Source organism: Dactylosporangium sp. NPDC005555 (assembly GCF_040605635.1).
GTDB lineage: Bacteria > Actinomycetota > Actinomycetes > Mycobacteriales > Micromonosporaceae > Dactylosporangium.
Genome location: NZ_JBEXDG010000050.1, coordinates 1 through 15456 on the forward strand (window position 1 = coordinate 1; position 15456 = coordinate 15456).

9 protein-coding genes are annotated in these 15456 nt (G+C 70.5%); 3 read left to right on the forward strand and 6 right to left on the reverse strand.

Features of this window, described 5'->3' with window-relative positions; translation table 11 throughout:
* Positions 1–106: 106 nt before the first annotated feature.
* The 5 genes from ABZS58_RS38070 to ABZS58_RS38090 form a co-directional block, all read right to left on the reverse strand.
* Positions 107–1123: a LacI family DNA-binding transcriptional regulator gene (locus tag ABZS58_RS38070; RefSeq protein ID WP_354788321.1), complete on the reverse strand. Its 1017-nt coding sequence runs from the start codon at positions 1121–1123 to the stop codon at positions 107–109.
* A gap of 22 nt (positions 1124–1145) precedes the next feature.
* Entirely contained in the window at positions 1146–1961 is an 816-nt protein-coding gene (locus ABZS58_RS38075) for a carbohydrate ABC transporter permease (protein WP_354788322.1), read from the reverse strand.
* Positions 1958–2818 (reverse strand): sugar ABC transporter permease, encoded by an 861-nt coding sequence (locus ABZS58_RS38080; protein WP_354788324.1) that lies wholly within the window; start codon positions 2816–2818, stop codon positions 1958–1960. Before ABZS58_RS38080 ends, ABZS58_RS38075 begins: the two co-directional genes overlap by 4 nt.
* 59 nt (positions 2819–2877) lie before the next feature.
* Positions 2878–4191, reverse strand: a complete 1314-nt coding sequence (locus ABZS58_RS38085) for an extracellular solute-binding protein (RefSeq protein ID WP_354788325.1) — start codon at positions 4189–4191, stop codon at positions 2878–2880.
* A gap of 129 nt (positions 4192–4320) precedes the next feature.
* On the reverse strand, positions 4321–5352 hold the full coding sequence (locus tag ABZS58_RS38090; protein WP_354788327.1) for a LacI family DNA-binding transcriptional regulator: 1032 nt from the start codon (positions 5350–5352) through the stop codon (positions 4321–4323).
* A gap of 123 nt (positions 5353–5475) precedes the next feature.
* Between ABZS58_RS38090 and ABZS58_RS38095 the strand changes: the two genes are divergently transcribed.
* The gene (locus ABZS58_RS38095; protein ID WP_354788328.1) at positions 5476–7848 is read left to right on the forward strand and encodes a glycoside hydrolase family 2 protein; all 2373 of its coding nucleotides are present in this window, start codon (positions 5476–5478) and stop codon (positions 7846–7848) included.
* A gap of 68 nt (positions 7849–7916) precedes the next feature.
* Here the strand turns inward: ABZS58_RS38095 and ABZS58_RS38100 are convergent, their stop codons facing one another.
* Positions 7917–10190, reverse strand: a complete 2274-nt coding sequence (locus ABZS58_RS38100; protein ID WP_354788329.1) for a glycosyl hydrolase family 18 protein — start codon at positions 10188–10190, stop codon at positions 7917–7919.
* 409 nt (positions 10191–10599) lie between these two features.
* Here ABZS58_RS38100 and ABZS58_RS38105 point away from each other — a divergent pair, with 409 nt between their 5' ends.
* Entirely contained in the window at positions 10600–13848 is a 3249-nt protein-coding gene (locus tag ABZS58_RS38105; RefSeq protein ID WP_354788330.1) for a carbohydrate-binding protein, read from the forward strand.
* The gene (locus ABZS58_RS38110; RefSeq protein ID WP_354788332.1) at positions 13845–15431 is read left to right on the forward strand and encodes a ThuA domain-containing protein; all 1587 of its coding nucleotides are present in this window, start codon (positions 13845–13847) and stop codon (positions 15429–15431) included. The genes ABZS58_RS38105 and ABZS58_RS38110 overlap by 4 nt, the downstream gene beginning before the upstream one ends.
* Positions 15432–15456 lie beyond the last annotated feature (25 nt).

Genomic DNA, 15456 nt, shown 5'->3' on the forward strand with positions numbered 1-15456 from the left:
GCTGCGCAAGCCGCCACGCGGCATCGACAACCCTCGACGCAAATCCTTAACTCACCGGCATTGCGTCATAGCGGCACAAACTCTTCCGGATCATGGCGGGGCTCCACTACGCCGGCGGGCTGCAGCTGTCGCGGAGGAGGAGGCGGGGGGTGGCGTCCTGGAAGTCGGTGGGTGGGGCGCCGTCCAGGTGGGAGAGGAGGGTGCGGGCGGCGTTGGCGCCGTACGCGTGGACGTCGCGGGCCAGGGCGCTCAATGCCGGGTACGCCATCTCGCACAGCTGGGAGTCGTCGCCGGCGATGATGGACAGACGGCCCGGGACGTCGAGGCCGAGCTTGCGGGCGACGTGCAGGCCCGCGGTCGCCATGATGTCGTTGTCGTACGTGATGGCGGTCGGCGGACGGGACGAGGTCAGCAGCTGCTCGGTGGCCCAGGCGCCGGCCTCCCACGTGTAGTCGGTGTCGACGACCTCGGCGGACTCCAGGCCGTGGCGGGTGGCGGCGGCGCGGAACGCCAGGGTGCGGATCCGGGTGTGTTCCAGGGCGGCCAGTCCGGCGACGCGGGCGATGCGCCGGTGGCCGATCGCGGCGAGATACGCGAGGGCCTCGGTGAGGGCGGCGGCGTCGTCGCTCCAGACCGCGGGGATCGAGGAACCGGGGCGCGGGTGGCCGACCAGGACGGCGGGCAGTCCGAGGGAGGACACCGCCGCGACGCGGGTGTCGTCGGCCCACAGGTCGGTGAGGATGGTGGCGTCGATGCGGCGGGCCGCCCACAGTGACCGCAGCGCGTCGACCGCCCGGTCGTGGTCGGCGACGACCTGCAGGACCAGGGCGGTGCCGGTCGCCGAGAGCTCGGTCTCCAGGCCGGCGATGAACTTCATGTAGAACGGCTCGACGCCCAGGGTCGCCGCGTCGCGGGCGATGACCAGGCCGATCGCCTCGGCGCGGGAGACGGACAGGCCGCGGGCGGCGGCGCTGGGCTGCCAGCCCATTTCGGCGGCGATGGCGAGGATGCGCTCGCGGGTGCGGGCGGAGACGCCGGGCCGGTCGTTGAGGGCGAACGAGACGGCGCCGATGGAGACCCCCGCCGCCTCGGCGATGTCGTTGATGGTCGGCCGGCGAGTCACCACCGGATTGTCCAGCATGACATCACTTGGTTGCCCCCGAGGTGAAGCCGTTGTAGATGAACCGCTGCAGGAACAGGAACAGCAGCAGCGTGGGCACGATGACGAGGATCGCGCCGGCGGAGATGGTCTCCCAGTGCGCGCCGAACGGCCCCTTGAAGCGGAACAGCGACGTGGAGATCGTGCCGAGACCCTCCGACGGCATGTAGAGGAACGGGATGTAGAAGTCGTTGTACACGAAGATGCCCTTGATGATGACGACCGTGGCGATCGCCGGGCGCAGCAGGGGCAGGATGACGCTGCGGTAGATCCGGAACGTGGAGGCGCCGTCGAGCCGCGCGGCCTCGTCGAGCGACACCGGGATCCCCCGCATGAACTGCACGAAGATGTAGATCGCGACGATGTCCGTGCCGAGGTACAGCAGGATCGGCGCCCACCGCGAGTCGAACGCGCCGAGGGCGTCCACGACCTGGAACGTCGTCACCTGGGTGGTGACCCCGGGCACCAGGGTCGCGACGAGGAACGCGCCGACGACCACCTTCTTGCAGCGGAACGTGAAGCGGTCGATGGCGTACGCGGCGAGGGTACCCACGAGGACCGTGCCCGCGACGGACACGACGAGGATGACGGCGGTGTTGGCGAACGCGGTCAGCATGTGCCCGTTGGTGAACGCGGTCGCGTAGTTGGACAGGTTGGTCCAGTCGGCGGGCAGCGCCAGGGGGTCGCCACCGCCCACCATCTCCTGCGGTGTCTTGAGCGAGGTGAGGAACACCGACACGAGCGGCAGCAGGACGACCACCGATGCGACGACGAGCGACAGGTACTTGAAGAACCTGCTCATGTCAGGTCGGTCCTTTCCTCGGGCACCAGGCGGCGCTGCACCCAGGTGACGAGCAGCACGATGAGCAGCAGGACGACGGCCGCGGCCGAGGCGAGCCCGAACTTGTTGAACTGGAAGGCGAGCTTGACGGTCTGGATGACGAAGGTCTTGCTGTCGCCCGCCCCGCCGGTCATCACGAAGGGGATCTCGAACACCGACAGCGACCCGGAGACGGCGAGGATGACGCTGAGGCTGAGGATCGGTTTGATGCCGGGCACGACGATGTGGCGGAAGACGTGCCAGCGGTTGGCGCCGTCGAGCTCCGCCGCCTCGTGCAGCTCCGGCGGTACGGCCTGGATCGCGCCCAGGAAGAGCACGAAGTTGAGCCCGAGGAAGCGCCACACGGAGACCCCGGACAGGGAGACGTTGACGAGGTCGGGGTCGCCGAGCCACAGTTTCCCGGGGTTCGCGCCGAACAGCGCCAGGACCGCGTCGAGGGTCCCGCCGGGGCGGAAGAAGTACAGGAACACGAACGACACGGCGACGCCGTTGATGAGGTAGGGGAAGAACAGGATCCCCTTGAACAGGTTCCGCAGCCGCAGCTTGAAGCTGAGGATGAACGCGAAGTACAGCGCGAGCCCGGTCTGCACGAAGGCGGCGAGCAGGTAGTACCCGCTGACGAGGAAGACCGTGAACAGTTCGGGGCGGGTGAAGAGCTGCACGTAGTTGTCGACGCCGACGAACGCCGGGTCGGGGTCGAGGCCGTCCCAGTCGGTGAAGCTGTAGGAGATCATGCTGCCGACGGGGATGTACGTGAAGGCGATCAGCAGCGCGAGGGCGGGCAGCAGGTAGAGCCAGGGGACGAGTCGGGTTCTCACGGGGCGCTCCGTTGGGCAAAGGGCGCCGCCCTGACCGGGCGGCGCCACATAACAGCAGGTCAGCCGAGGGTCTTGGCGGCCTCGGTCCAGCGTTTGCCCAGGTCGGTGAAGATGCTCTTCGCGTCGCCCGGTGCGGCGCCGCGGGCGGTGTCGACGAGCTTCTGCCGGTACTCGGGCTTGCTGATCCCCACCTCGGAGGCGTTGTCGATCTTCGTGAGCTTCGCCGCGCCGGCCTGCGACAGCTCGATGAACCGCACCCCCGCCGCCGTGAAGGGCTGCATCGCCGGTGGCAGCGGGGCGCCCTTGACGGCGGAGATCGCCTGGTTGACCGCGGCGCTGTCGGACTTGTCGATGAACCAGTCGAACCAGGCGCGGGCGGCGGCCTTGTTCTTGGAGTGGCTGTTGATCGCGTACTGGTAGTCGGGCGCGACGACGGAGCAGAACTTGCCGTCGACCTGCTTCGGGAACGGCATGTAGCCGATGACCGACGGGTCCTTGCCGGCCTTCTTCGCCGCGTCCTGCATCTGCGCGATCGCCCACGAGCCGAGCCACATCGTGGCGATCTTCCCGGTGGCGATCTGGCCCTTCGAGTCCTCCCAGTTGGTGGTGGTCGGGTCGGCCTCGGACAGCTTGTTCTTCACGATGTCGAACAGGAGCGTGTCGCCGGTGGCGATGTCGGCGCCGTCGGCCCACGGGTCGGTGGTGACGAGCTTGTCGTTGGCCTTCGGGTCGCAGCTGACCGAGCCGACGACCTGCGACCAGGAGCTCAGCGGCCACCCGTCGTGGTAGTTGGTGTAGTACGGCGTCGCGCTGGTCTTCGACCTGATCGCCTGCAGCGCGGTGATGAACTCGGCGGGCGTGGTCGGCCAGGTCGTCACGCCGGCCTGGGCCCAGACGTCCTTGTTGTAGACGAAGCCGTTGACGTAGGCGAAGCCGGCCACGCCGTAGACCTTGTCGGCGACCTTGGCCTTGTCCGTGAAGCTGTACTTCGCGCTGAGGTCGGCGGCGGAGCCGAGCGGGGCGAAGTACTTCGGGTAGTCCTCGGTGACCACGGTGTTGGGGATCAGCAGGACGTCACCGTAGTTCTCGGTGTTCATCCGGATCTTGACTTCGCCCTCGTAGTCGGTGACGCCCTCGAACTTGACGGTGACCTTGGGGTACAGCGCCTTGAACTGATCGGCGTACTTCTGCATGGTGCCGTCGGTGACGAGGTCGGTGCGGTTGGTCAGCACGGTGATCTCGCCGGAGACGGCGCCGGGGTCGGTGGGGGAGACGGCGTCGGCGGACCCGGCGGGGTCGTCCTTGCCGCCGCAGGCGGCGAGCGGCGTGGCGAGGGTGAGGGCAAGCGCGACCGCGAGTGTTCGTCGGTACATGAGGCTTCCTTCGGATGGGGTGTCTAAAGCGTTTTAGTTGGCGCGAACGCAGGATGACACCGTTGTCAGCCGATCCGGAAGACCCCTTTACCGATCCGTTATCGAGACGCGCGCCGGCGCGGACCGGCGTCAGGAAGTGCGCGGCGGTGCGGTGCTGCCCCGTGGCGTGAGATGCGCCGGGGCGCCGTGTGTGCTGGTCACGGCCTCGCCGGCGATCGCCGCGAGCAGCGTGCGGGCGGCCTGCACGCCATACGCCCCGATGTCACGGGTCAGCGCCGTCAGCGGCGGGTGCAGCAGCCGGCAGATCGGCGAGTCGTCCCAGGCCACGATCGACAGCTCGGCCGGCACGGCGACGCCGAGCTCGCGGGCCGCGGTGAGCCCCGCGACGGCCATCACGTCGTTGTCGTAGAGCAGCGCCGTCGGTGGCCCGCCCGCACCCGCCGGTCTGCCGAGCAGCTTCCGGGTCGCCCTGGCCGCCGCCTCCCCGGTGTAGTCCGCCGGCACGGTCACCGCGTCGGCGATGCCGAGCCGGGCGCAGACGCCGGCGAACGCGGCGGTGCGGATCGCGGTGTGCGCCAGCTGCGGGATGCCGCCGACCCGGGCGATCCGCCGGTGCCCGAGCGCCGCGAGGTATTCCACCGCCTCGACCATCGACCGCTCGTCGTCGCTCCAGACGCTGGTCAGCGTGCCGCTGACGTCGGGCGGGCCGATGACGACCGCGGGGAGGCCGAGCTCCTGCAGCATGCCGACCCGCGGGTCGCCGACGTGCACGTCGCAGACCAGGACGCCGTCGACGCGGCCCTCGCTGAACCACCGCCGGTAGAAGCCGAGCTCCTCGTCGCGGCCGGGCGCCATCTGCAGCAGCAGCGCATAGGACCGCCGGGACAGCTCCAGCTCGATGCCGCTGATCAGCTCCATGAAGAACGGCTCGACCCCGAGCGTGCTCGGCGGCCGGCGCAGCGTCAGCCCGACCACGCGGGTCTTGGCCCCGGCCAGGGCGCGGGCGTTGCTGTCGGCGTGGAACTGCAGGCGGTCGGCGACCGCGAGAATGCGCTCCCGGGTGGCCGCGGACACGCCCGGCCGGCCGTTCAGCGCGTAGGACACGGCCCCCTTGGAGACCCCCGCCTCGCGGGCGATGTCGGCGATGGTCGGTCGTTTCACCTCGGTCCGCCTTTCTCGGTTCACCGATGCTACCGGCTTGCCATGTGCAGTGACAGGGTTCGTTGACAGCTTGCGACGGGCGCCGTTACCGTCAATCTCCACTTACTCGGTTCACTCCACGCGATGAGGTTGAGCATGTACCGCGCGCTGCACGACGGCTGGACCCTGTCCGGCGGCGATCTGGCAACCATCCCGGCCACGGTCCCGGGCAGCGTGCACACCGATCTGCTCGCCGCCGGGCTGATCGACGACCCGTACCTCGACGACAACGAGACCCGGCTCGGCTGGATCGGCCGGACGGACTGGACCTACGCGACCTCGTTCGACTGGGCGCCGGACGGCGCCGACCGCGTCGACCTGGTCTTCGACGGCCTGGACACGATCGCCGCCGTCGAGCTCAACGGCACGCTGCTCGGGCGGACCGCGAACATGCACCGCCGCTACCGCTTCGACGTCACCGGGCTGCTCAGCAACAGCGACAGCGGAGGCGGCAACACGCTGCGGGTCACGTTCACCGCCCCGTACACCTACGCCGAGGCGGAGGAGGCACGGCTCGGCGCCCGGCCCGGACCGTATGACGAGCCGTACCAGTTCATCCGCAAGATGGCCTGCAACTTCGGCTGGGACTGGGGCCCGACGCTCGTCACCGCCGGCATCTGGCGCGCCGCCGGCCTGCACTCGTGGTCCGGCGCGCGGCTCGCCTCCGTCCGCCCCCAGGTCCGCGCCGACGGCGTCGACGTCACCGTCGAGATCGAGCGCGCTGCCGGGAGCGGCGCCGTCGCGGTCGCCGCCACGATCGACGGCAACCGCGTCGAGGGCAAGGTCGCCGCGGGTGCGACCACCGCCACGCTGTCCCTCGACGTCGCCGCCGCGCGGTTGTGGTGGCCGCTCGGGCACGGGGAGCAGCACCGCTACGAGCTCACCGTCACCGCCGCCGACGACGTCTGGTCCCGGCTGATCGGGCTGCGCACCGTCGAGCTGGAGACCGACGCCTTCCGGATCGTCGTCAACGGAGCACCCGTCTTCGTGCGCGGCTTCAACTGGATCCCGGACGACTGTTTCCCCGCCCGTACCACGGCCGCCGACCTCGAAACGCGATTCGGGCAGGCCATCGGTGCCGGCGCGAACGCGCTGCGGGTGTGGGGCGGCGGCGTCTACGAGTCCGACGACTTCTACGACCTCGCCGACCGGCTCGGCCTGCTCGTCTGGCAGGACTTCCCGTTCGCGTGCGCCGCGTACCCCGACGACCTCGCCGCCGAGGTGGAGGCCGAGGCCCGCGACAACGTCGAGCGGCTCATGCCGCACCCGAGCCTGGTGCTGTGGTGCGGCAACAACGAGAACATCGAGGGCCATCAGCACTGGGGCTGGCAGGAGGAGCTCGGCGACCTCAGCTGGGGCGCCGCGCTGTATCACGACGTGCTCCCGCGGGTGGTCGCCGACGTCGACCCCGGCCGGCCGTACTGGCCCGGCAGCCCCTACTCCGGCGCGCCCGACCGGGACGTGCACGACGCGAGCACCGGCACCGTGCACATCTGGACGGTGTGGGGCAGCGACGACTACACCCGCTACTCGGACTACATCCCCAGGTTCGTCGCCGAGTTCGGTTTCCAGGGGCCGCCGGCGTACGCCACGCTGCGGGCCGCCGTGTCGGACGAACCGCTCGCGCCGGACTCGCCCGGCGTGCTGCACCACCAGAAGGCCGCCGGCGGCAACGACAAGTTGCTGCGGGGCCTCGGCGCGCATCTCCCGGCACCCGCGACGTTCGACGACTGGCACTACCTGACCAGCCTCAACCAGGCCCGCGCCGTGTCGTTCGGCGTCCAACGGTTCCGTTCGCTCCTGCCGTACTGCATGGGCACGGTCATCTGGCAGCTCAACGACTGCTGGCCCGTGACCTCATGGGCCGCGGTCGACGGTGCCGGGCGGCGCAAACCGCTGTGGTACGAGCTGCGCCGCGCGTACGCCGACCGCCTCCTCACCTTCCAGGGCGACGGGGTCACCCTGGTCAACGACCATGCGTCCCCGTGGACCGGCGAACTGCTGGTGCGCCGGCTGGAGCTGGACGGGACGGTGCTGGCCACGTGGTCGCTGCCCGTCTCGGTGCCCGCGCGGTCCTCCCTGGCGGTGCCGCTGCCCGCTCCGGTCGGGGTGCCCGGCGACCCGCGCCGGGAGCTGATCGTCGCCTCCGCCGGGGAGACCCGCGCGATCCGGTGCTTCGAGGAGGATCCGGCGATGGACTATCCGGTCGCCGCGTACACGGGAGCGGTCGCCGCGGTGCCGGGCGGCTACGAGGTCACCGTCACGGCGACGACCGTGCTGCGGGAGCTCGCCCTGTTCCCCGACCGCCTCGACCCCGACGCGTCCGTCGACGACCTCCTCGTGACGCTGCTGCCGGGGGAGACCGTCACGTTCACCGTCACATCCTGCGCCTTGCCGGACCCGGGCGCGCTGCTCGCCCACCCGGTGCTGCGCTGCGTCAACGAGCCCCGGCAATGACCCAGGTCACCCGTGATCCGGAAGACTCCTTGCCGCTATGACGACGAGAAGTCTTCCGGATCACGGCATCAGAGGCCGGTGTTGAGGGCGGTCATCAGGGTGCCCGAGGTGGTGTCGCCGGACATCTCCCAGATCATGCCGCCGAGCAGGCCCTGTTGCTTGAGCCAGGCGGTCTTCCGGTCGATCGACCAGGTGTCGTCGAAGGTCCACCACTGGCCGCCGTTGCCGGTGAAGCAGGACGTGGCGATCGACTGGACGTCGTGGTACACGGTGCAGCCAGGCACCATGGCCAGCAGGTTGGCGTAGCCGCGGGTGCCGGCCTCCTCGGCGAACTGGCCGGGTGCCGCGCCCGTCGCCGGCTGCCACTCGCCGTTGGTGGTGCCGGCGGTGACGCCCTGCCAGCCCCGGCCGTAGAAGGCGAAGCCCACCGTGAGCTGGCGGGGGTTGACGCCGGCCGAGGTGTACGCGGCGACCGCGTTCTGCACGCTGAACGTGAAGGAGTACGGGTCCTGCGCGTCGCCGTACAGGTTGCCCTGGTGGCCGGTGCGCAGCGGCTCCCACGAGTTGTCGCTGCCGGCGCCGTGGAAGTCGTAGCCCTGCACGTTGGCGAAGTCCAGGGAGTCGAAGACGCTCGGCGTGCCGTCGTTGTGCGTGATGTCCCAGCCGGCCGCGATCTTCGCCGGGTCGGCGGGCGTGAACGCGGTCAGCAGGTACCGCTTGCCGCCGATCGCGTCGAGCTGCTTGCGGAACTCGGCGAGCAGCAGCGTGTTGTTCGCCTTGTCCTGCGGGCCCCAGTGGTTGCCCGGGTGGCCCTCGGCGCCCGGCCACTCCCAGTCTAGGTCGATGCCGTCGAAGATGCCGGCGGCGGAGCCGGGACCGCCCGCGCCGTTGTACAGCGGCAGGTTGCCCTTGATGTAGACGTCGATGCAGGAGCGGACGAGCTTCTCCCGTGACGCCTGGGTCGCCGCCGCGTCGGAGAAGTACTTCGAATAGGTCCAGCCGCCCAGCGAGATGAGCACCTTCAGGCCGGGGTGCTTCGCCTTGAGCTTGCGCAGCTGGTTGTAGTTGCCGCGCAGCGTCTCCCACCCGGTGTCGGCGACGCCGTCGACGGACTGCGCGGCGCTGAACGGGCGGGCGTAGTCGGCGTCGGCGTCCCCGGCGCCGGTGCCCTGGTCGGGGTCCTGCGGGTTCTGCGTGGTGCCGCGGGTGACGCCCTGCAGGCAGGTCAGGTTGACCGGGTCGAGGTTCGCGAACGCGTAGTTGACGTGGGTGAGCTTCGCGGCGGCGCCGGACGTGTCGAGGTTCTTCACGAAGTACTGCCGGCCGTAGATGCCCCACTGGACGAAGTAGCCGACCTTCGCGTAGTTGCCGGCGCCGACCGCGTCGTCGGTCGTGACGGTGACGGCCGCCGAGGCCGGGGAGGCGTTGTCGTACGTGTCGCGCGCCCGCACCGTGAAGGTGTAGGCGGTCAGCGGCGCGAGCCCGGTCACGGTGGCGGACAGGCCGGTGGACGACGCCACCAGCACACCGCCGCGGTAGACGTCGTAGCCGGCGATGCCGCTCGGGTCGGTGACCGCGTTCCAGGCGAGGGTGACGCTCACGGAACTGCGAGCGGTGCTGCGCAGGTTCGCGGGCGCCGGCGGCGCGGTGGTGTCGTTGGCGGGGTTGAGCGTGGTGGCGCTGACCGGGGCGCTGTCGGCCGAGACGTTGCCACGGGTGTCGCGGGCACGCACCGTGAAGCTGTACGCGGTGTTCGGCGTGAGCCCGGTGACGGTCGCGGCCGGCGTCGTCACTGAGGCGGCGAGCGTGGTGCCGCGGTAGACGTCGTAGCCCGCGACCGGGAAATCGGTCGCCGCGGGCGCGGTCCAGGCGAGGGACACGGTTTTCGTGGTGCGGCCGGTGACGGCCAGGGAAGCGGGCGCGTTCGGGGCGCGGTCCGCGCTGCCGTCGCACTTGTTGCCGTTGATGCGGCAGTTCAGCGGTTCCGTGTTGGTGCCGGTGGCGATGAACCAGAAACTGTAGGGCTCGGTGTCGCGCCCGGCGGCCACGGTCCCGTTGTAATGGGCATTGACCACGGTCACATGGTTGCCGGTCCGGGTGACGGTGCCGTTGTACCCGGTGCCGACGGTGAGCCCGGCGGGCACGTCGAACTCGAGGGTCCAGCCGGTGATCGAGGCGGCGGTCGGATTCCGGACAACGTATTTGTCGACCCAGTACGTGCCGTAGTCCGCCGCGGAGAAGCTTGCGGTGAGCCCGGCGGGTGCGGCCCGGGCCGTGCCGGGCACGGCGATCGCGGCGGCGACGGTGAGCAGCACGGCGGCGAAGATCCTGGTGGGGTGCACTCGAACCTCCTATTAGGAAAGTTTCCTAATAGTCCGCGCAATAGGCCAAGAAAGTCAAGGATGTCTATTTCCTTAAAGAATTTAAGCCGGTCTCCGCGGTCGGCGGCATCGCCGCGGCGGTCCTCCTGTCGGTCCTGATCCGCAAGGTCTCGGCCTGGCAGGACGCGAAACTGACGTCCTGACAAAAGTCTGTCCGAATCCTGCCGCGAGAAAGTGGATTTCTTGCATAGATGGAGTTGAGTTAGTAACGTCGGCTCACCAACCATCGCGACGTGTGGATGTGTGGGGCTTCGGCGGCCCGCGCACCGCCGCCGGCCGCGCTTCTGACCCGATCCTGCCGTCCTGCGCCCGCCAGCGCCGGCCGGTGCGGCGTGCCGGCATCGCGGACCCTCCGGAAGGACCCCCGCCGATGCACCAGAGAACCCGACTCGCCGCGGTGGCGCTGCTGATCTGCGGCGCCGCCGTCGCCCTGCCCGCGCCCGCCAGTGCGCACACCACCATCAACCCCGCCCTCTTCCAGCAGGTCGAGCTCGCCAAGGGCATCAACGAACTCGGCGAGCCGATGTCCATCGCGGTGCTGCCGGACCGGTCTGTGCTGCACACCGCGCGCAACGGGACGCTGCGCCGCACCGACGCCGCCGGCAACACCGCGGTGATCGGCTCGCTGCCCGTCTACACCCACGACGAAGAGGGCCTGCAGGGCGTCGCCGCCGACCCGGGCTTCGCCACGAACCGGCAGATCTACCTGTACTACGCGCCGCCGCTGAACACCCCCGGTGGCGACGCGCCCGCCACCGGCAGCGACTGGACCGCGTGGAAGGGCGTCAACCGGCTGTCCCGGTTCACCCTCAACACCGACAACACGCTCAACACCGCCAGCGAACGCACCGTCCTGGAGGTCGGCACCGACCGCGGCATGTGCTGCCACGTCGGCGGCGACATCGACTTCGACGCCGCCGGCAACCTGTACCTGTCCACCGGCGACGACTCCAACCCGTTCGACTCCGCCGGATACGCGCCCATCGACGAGCGCACCGACCGCAACCCCGCCTACGACGCGCAACGCTCCGCCGGCAACACCAACGACCTGCGCGGCAAGATTCTCCGCATCAAGGTCAACGCCGACGGGTCGTACGGCATCCCGGGCGGGAACCTGTTCCCGCAGGGCACCGCGAACACCCGGCCCGAGATCTACGCGATGGGCCTGCGCAACCCCTTCCGGATGAGCGTCGACAAGCCCACCGGCGCCGTCTACGTCGGCGACTACGGCCCGGACGCCGGCACCACCGACCCCAACCGCGGGCCGTCCGGGCAGGTCGAGTTCGACCGGATCACGTCGCCGGGCAACTACGGCTGGCCGTACTGCACCGGCACCAACACCACGTCGGAGACCTACAACGAGTGGAACTTCGCCACGAACAGCACCGGGGCGAAGTACAACTGCGCGGGCGGGCCCACGAACAACTCGTTCCGCAACACCGGGCAGGGCACCCTGCCGGCCGCGAGACCCGCCTGGATCCGCTACGCCGGTGACGCCGGCAGCCCGCCCGAGTTCGGCAGCGGCTCCGAGTCGCCGATGGCCGGGCCCGTGTACCGCTACGACGCGTCCAACCCGTCGGCGGTCAAGTTCCCCGCCGACCTCGACGGGCACTTCTTCGCCGGCGAGTTCGGCCGCCGCTGGATCAAGGCGATCGACGTCAACGCCGACGGCTCACCCGGCGCCATCGCCGGCTTCCCGTGGACCGGCATGCAGATCATGGACCAGGCGTTCGGCCCCGACGGCGCCCTCTACGTCCTCGACTACGGCGCCGGGTTCGGCAACGGCGACGCCAACTCCGCCCTGTACCGCATCGAGTACACCGGCGGCGGCAACCGGGCACCCGTCGCGGTCGCCGCCGCGAACCCCACCTCCGGGGGCACGCCGCTGACCGTCAACTTCAGCTCCGCCGGCAGCAACGACCCCGAGGGTCAGGCGATCACCTACGCGTGGGCCTTCGGCGACGGCACGACCTCCACCGCCGCCAACCCGGCGAAGACCTACACCACGGCCGGGACCTACACCGCCACGCTCACCGTCCGCGACCCGCAGGGCGCCACCGGCAGCGCCAGCGTCCGGATCTCCGCCGGCAACACCGCGCCCGTCGTGCGGATCGTCGCGCCGGCGAACGGATCCCTCGTCTCGTTCGGCGACACCGTGCCCTACCAGATCACCGTCACCGACCCCGAGGACGGCACCGTCGACTGTGGACGGGTCCGGATGACGTACATCCTCGGCCACGACACCCACGGCCACCAGATCACGTCCCAGACCGGCTGCACCGGCTCCATCACCATCCCCCTCGACGGTGAGCACGACGCGGCCGCGAACATCTTCGCCGTGTTCGACGCCGAGTACACCGACAACGGCGGCCTCACCACCCACACCCAGCACACCCTCCAGCCGCGGCACCGCCAGGCCGAGCACTTCGCGACCCAGCAGGGCGTGCAGGCGTTCGACAAGGCCGGCGCCGAGGGCGGCAAGACCGTCGGGCAGATCGAGAACGGCGACTGGATCGCGTTCAGCCCGTACCTGCTGAACAACGCCACCTCGTTCACCGCCCGGGTCTCCTCCGGCGGGGCGGGCGGCACCCTGTCGCTGCGGACCGGCTCGCCGACCGGCACCCTCGTCGGCTCCGCCACCGTCCCCACGACCGGCAGCTGGGACACGTTCGTCAACGTCACCGGCACCGTCTCCGGCGCGCCCGCCACCGCCGGGCAGCTGTACCTCGTCTTCACCGGCGGCGCCGGCGCGCTCTTCGACGTCGACGCGTTCACCCTCGACACCGGTGCCGTCGTGCCGCCCGGCCGGGTCGAGGCCGAGTCCTACACGTCCCAGTCCGGCGTCCAGGTGGTCGCCGACGGCACCGCGCACGGCGGGAACCGCGTCGGCTACATCGACGGCGGCGACTGGGTCGGCTATTCGGGGGTCAACGTCTCCGGTAAGACCGGCTTCACCGCGCGGGTCGCGTCCGGCGGCACCGGCGGCACGATCCAGATCCGGTCTGGTTCGCAGACCGGCCCGCTGCTGGGTTCGGTGAACGTCGGCAACACCGGCGGCTACGGCACGTTCGTCGACGTCAGCACCACGCTGTCCGCCGGGAGCGGCGCGTTGTTCCTGGTCTTCGTCGGAACGGGCACCGGCGGCCTCTTCGACCTGGACGACTTCGCACTGACCGGGGGTTCCACGCCGCCCGCGACGAACCTGGCGCTGAACAGGACCGCCACCGCGGACAGCCAGTGCGCGGCGACGGAGGGCCCGGCGAAGGCCGTGAACGGCACCGTCAACGGCGGCAACGCCGACAAGTGGTGCTCGCTCGGCGCGTCGAAGTGGTGGCGGGTCGACCTCGGCTCGGTCACGTCCGTCGGCCGGGTCGTGGTCCGCCACGCGGGCGCCGGCGGGGAGAACGCCGCGTTCAACACCCGCGACTTCGACGTGCAGACCAGCGTCGACGGCACCACCTGGACGACCGTGTCCCAGGTGCGCGGCAACACCGGCAACGTCACCACCTCCACGTTCACCGCCACCGGCGTCCGCCACGTGCGGATCAACGTCATCGCACCCACCAGCAACGCCGACACCGCCGCCCGTCTCTACGAGGTAGAGGTCTACGCATCATGAAACGACTCCTTGCCGTGCTCGCCGCCGCCGTGACGGTCTCGGCGCTCAGCGTCGCGCCCGCTCACGCCGACACCGCGTTCGACGTGCTCGTGTTCTCCAAGACGGCCGGCTTCCGGCACGACGCCATCCCCGCCGGCATCACCGCCGTCCAGCAGCTCGGCGCCGCCAACGGCTTCACCGTCACCGCCACCGAGGACGCAGGAGCGTTCACCACCGCCAACCTCGCCCAGTACGAGGCCGTCGTCTTCCTCAGCACCACCGGCGACGTCCTCAACGCCACCCAGCAGACCGCGTTCGAGTCGTACATCCGCGGCGGCGGCGGATACGTCGGTGTGCACGCCGCCGCCGACACCGAATACGACTGGCCGTTCTACGGTGACCTCGTCGGCGCCTGGTTCTCGTCCCACCCGGCGATCCAGCAGGCGACGATGAAGATCGAGGACCGCACCCACCCGGCGACCGCGCACCTCGGCGCCACCTGGGTCCGCACCGACGAGCTGTACAACTACCGCACCAATCCCCGCTCGACCGCGCACGTGCTCGCCACCCTCGACGAGACCACGTACAGCGGCGGCACGATGGGCGCGGACCACCCGTTCGCGTGGTGCAAGACGATCCAGAGCGGACGGTCGTTCTACACCGGCGCCGGCCACACGCAGGAGTCCTATTCGGACAGTGCGTTCCGCGCCCACCTCCTCGGCGGGATCCGCTACGCCGGCGGGAAAGCGGCCGCCGACTGCAGCCCCGGCACGTCGCAGCCCCCGACGGGCCGCGTCGAGGCCGAGTCGTACACCTCCCAGAACGGCGTCCAGATCGTCGGCGACGGCGCGGCCCACGGCGGGAACCGCGTCGGCTACATCGACAACGGCGACTGGGTCGGCTACTCGGCCGTGAACGTCTCCGGCAAGACCGGCTTCACGGCGCGGGTCGCGTCCGGCGGCGCGGGCGGCACGATCCAGATCCGCTCCGGCTCGCAGACCGGCCCGCTGCTGGGCTCGGTGAACGTCGGCAACACCGGCGGCTACGGCACGTTCGTCGACGTCACGACCACCCTGTCCGCCGGGAGCGGCGCGTTGTTCCTGGTCTTCGTCGGAACGGGCACCGGCGGCCTCTTCGATCTGGACGACTTCGCGCTGACCGGTGGCTCCACGCCGCCCGCGACGAACCTGGCGCTGAACAGGACCGCCACCGCCGACAGCCAGTGCGCGGCGACGGAGGGTCCGGCGAAGGCCGTGAACGGCACCGTCAACGGCGGCAACGCCGACAAGTGGTGCTCGCTCGGCGCGTCGAAGTGGTGGCGGGTCGACCTCGGCTCGGCCACCCCGGTCGGCCGGGTCGTGATCCGCCACGCGGGCGCCGGCGGGGAGAACGCCGCGTTCAACACCCGCGACTTCGACCTGCAGACCAGCGTCGACGGCACCACCTGGACCACGGTCTCCCAGATCCGCGGCAACACCGCCAACGTCACCACCACGACGTTCGGCCCGGCCACCACCCGCCACCTGCGCGTCAACGTCATCGCACCCACCAGCAACGCCGACACCGCCGCCCGCCTCTACGAGGTCGAGGCCTACGCCTCCTGACCGGTCGCCGGCACAGGCCCCACGG

What these genes read in the sequence shown, in the direction of transcription:
- ABZS58_RS38095 (WP_354788328.1), top strand. Translation starts at nt 5,476, where the DNA reads ATGAGGTTGAGCATGTACCGCGCGCTGCACGACGGCTGGACCCTGTCC.
- ABZS58_RS38075 (WP_354788322.1), bottom strand. Translation starts at nt 1,961, where the DNA reads ATGAGCAGGTTCTTCAAGTACCTGTCGCTCGTCGTCGCATCGGTGGTC.
- ABZS58_RS38110 (WP_354788332.1), top strand. Translation starts at nt 13,845, where the DNA reads ATGAAACGACTCCTTGCCGTGCTCGCCGCCGCCGTGACGGTCTCGGCG.
- ABZS58_RS38105 (WP_354788330.1), top strand. Translation starts at nt 10,600, where the DNA reads ATGCACCAGAGAACCCGACTCGCCGCGGTGGCGCTGCTGATCTGCGGC.
- ABZS58_RS38085 (WP_354788325.1), bottom strand. Translation starts at nt 4,191, where the DNA reads ATGTACCGACGAACACTCGCGGTCGCGCTTGCCCTCACCCTCGCCACG.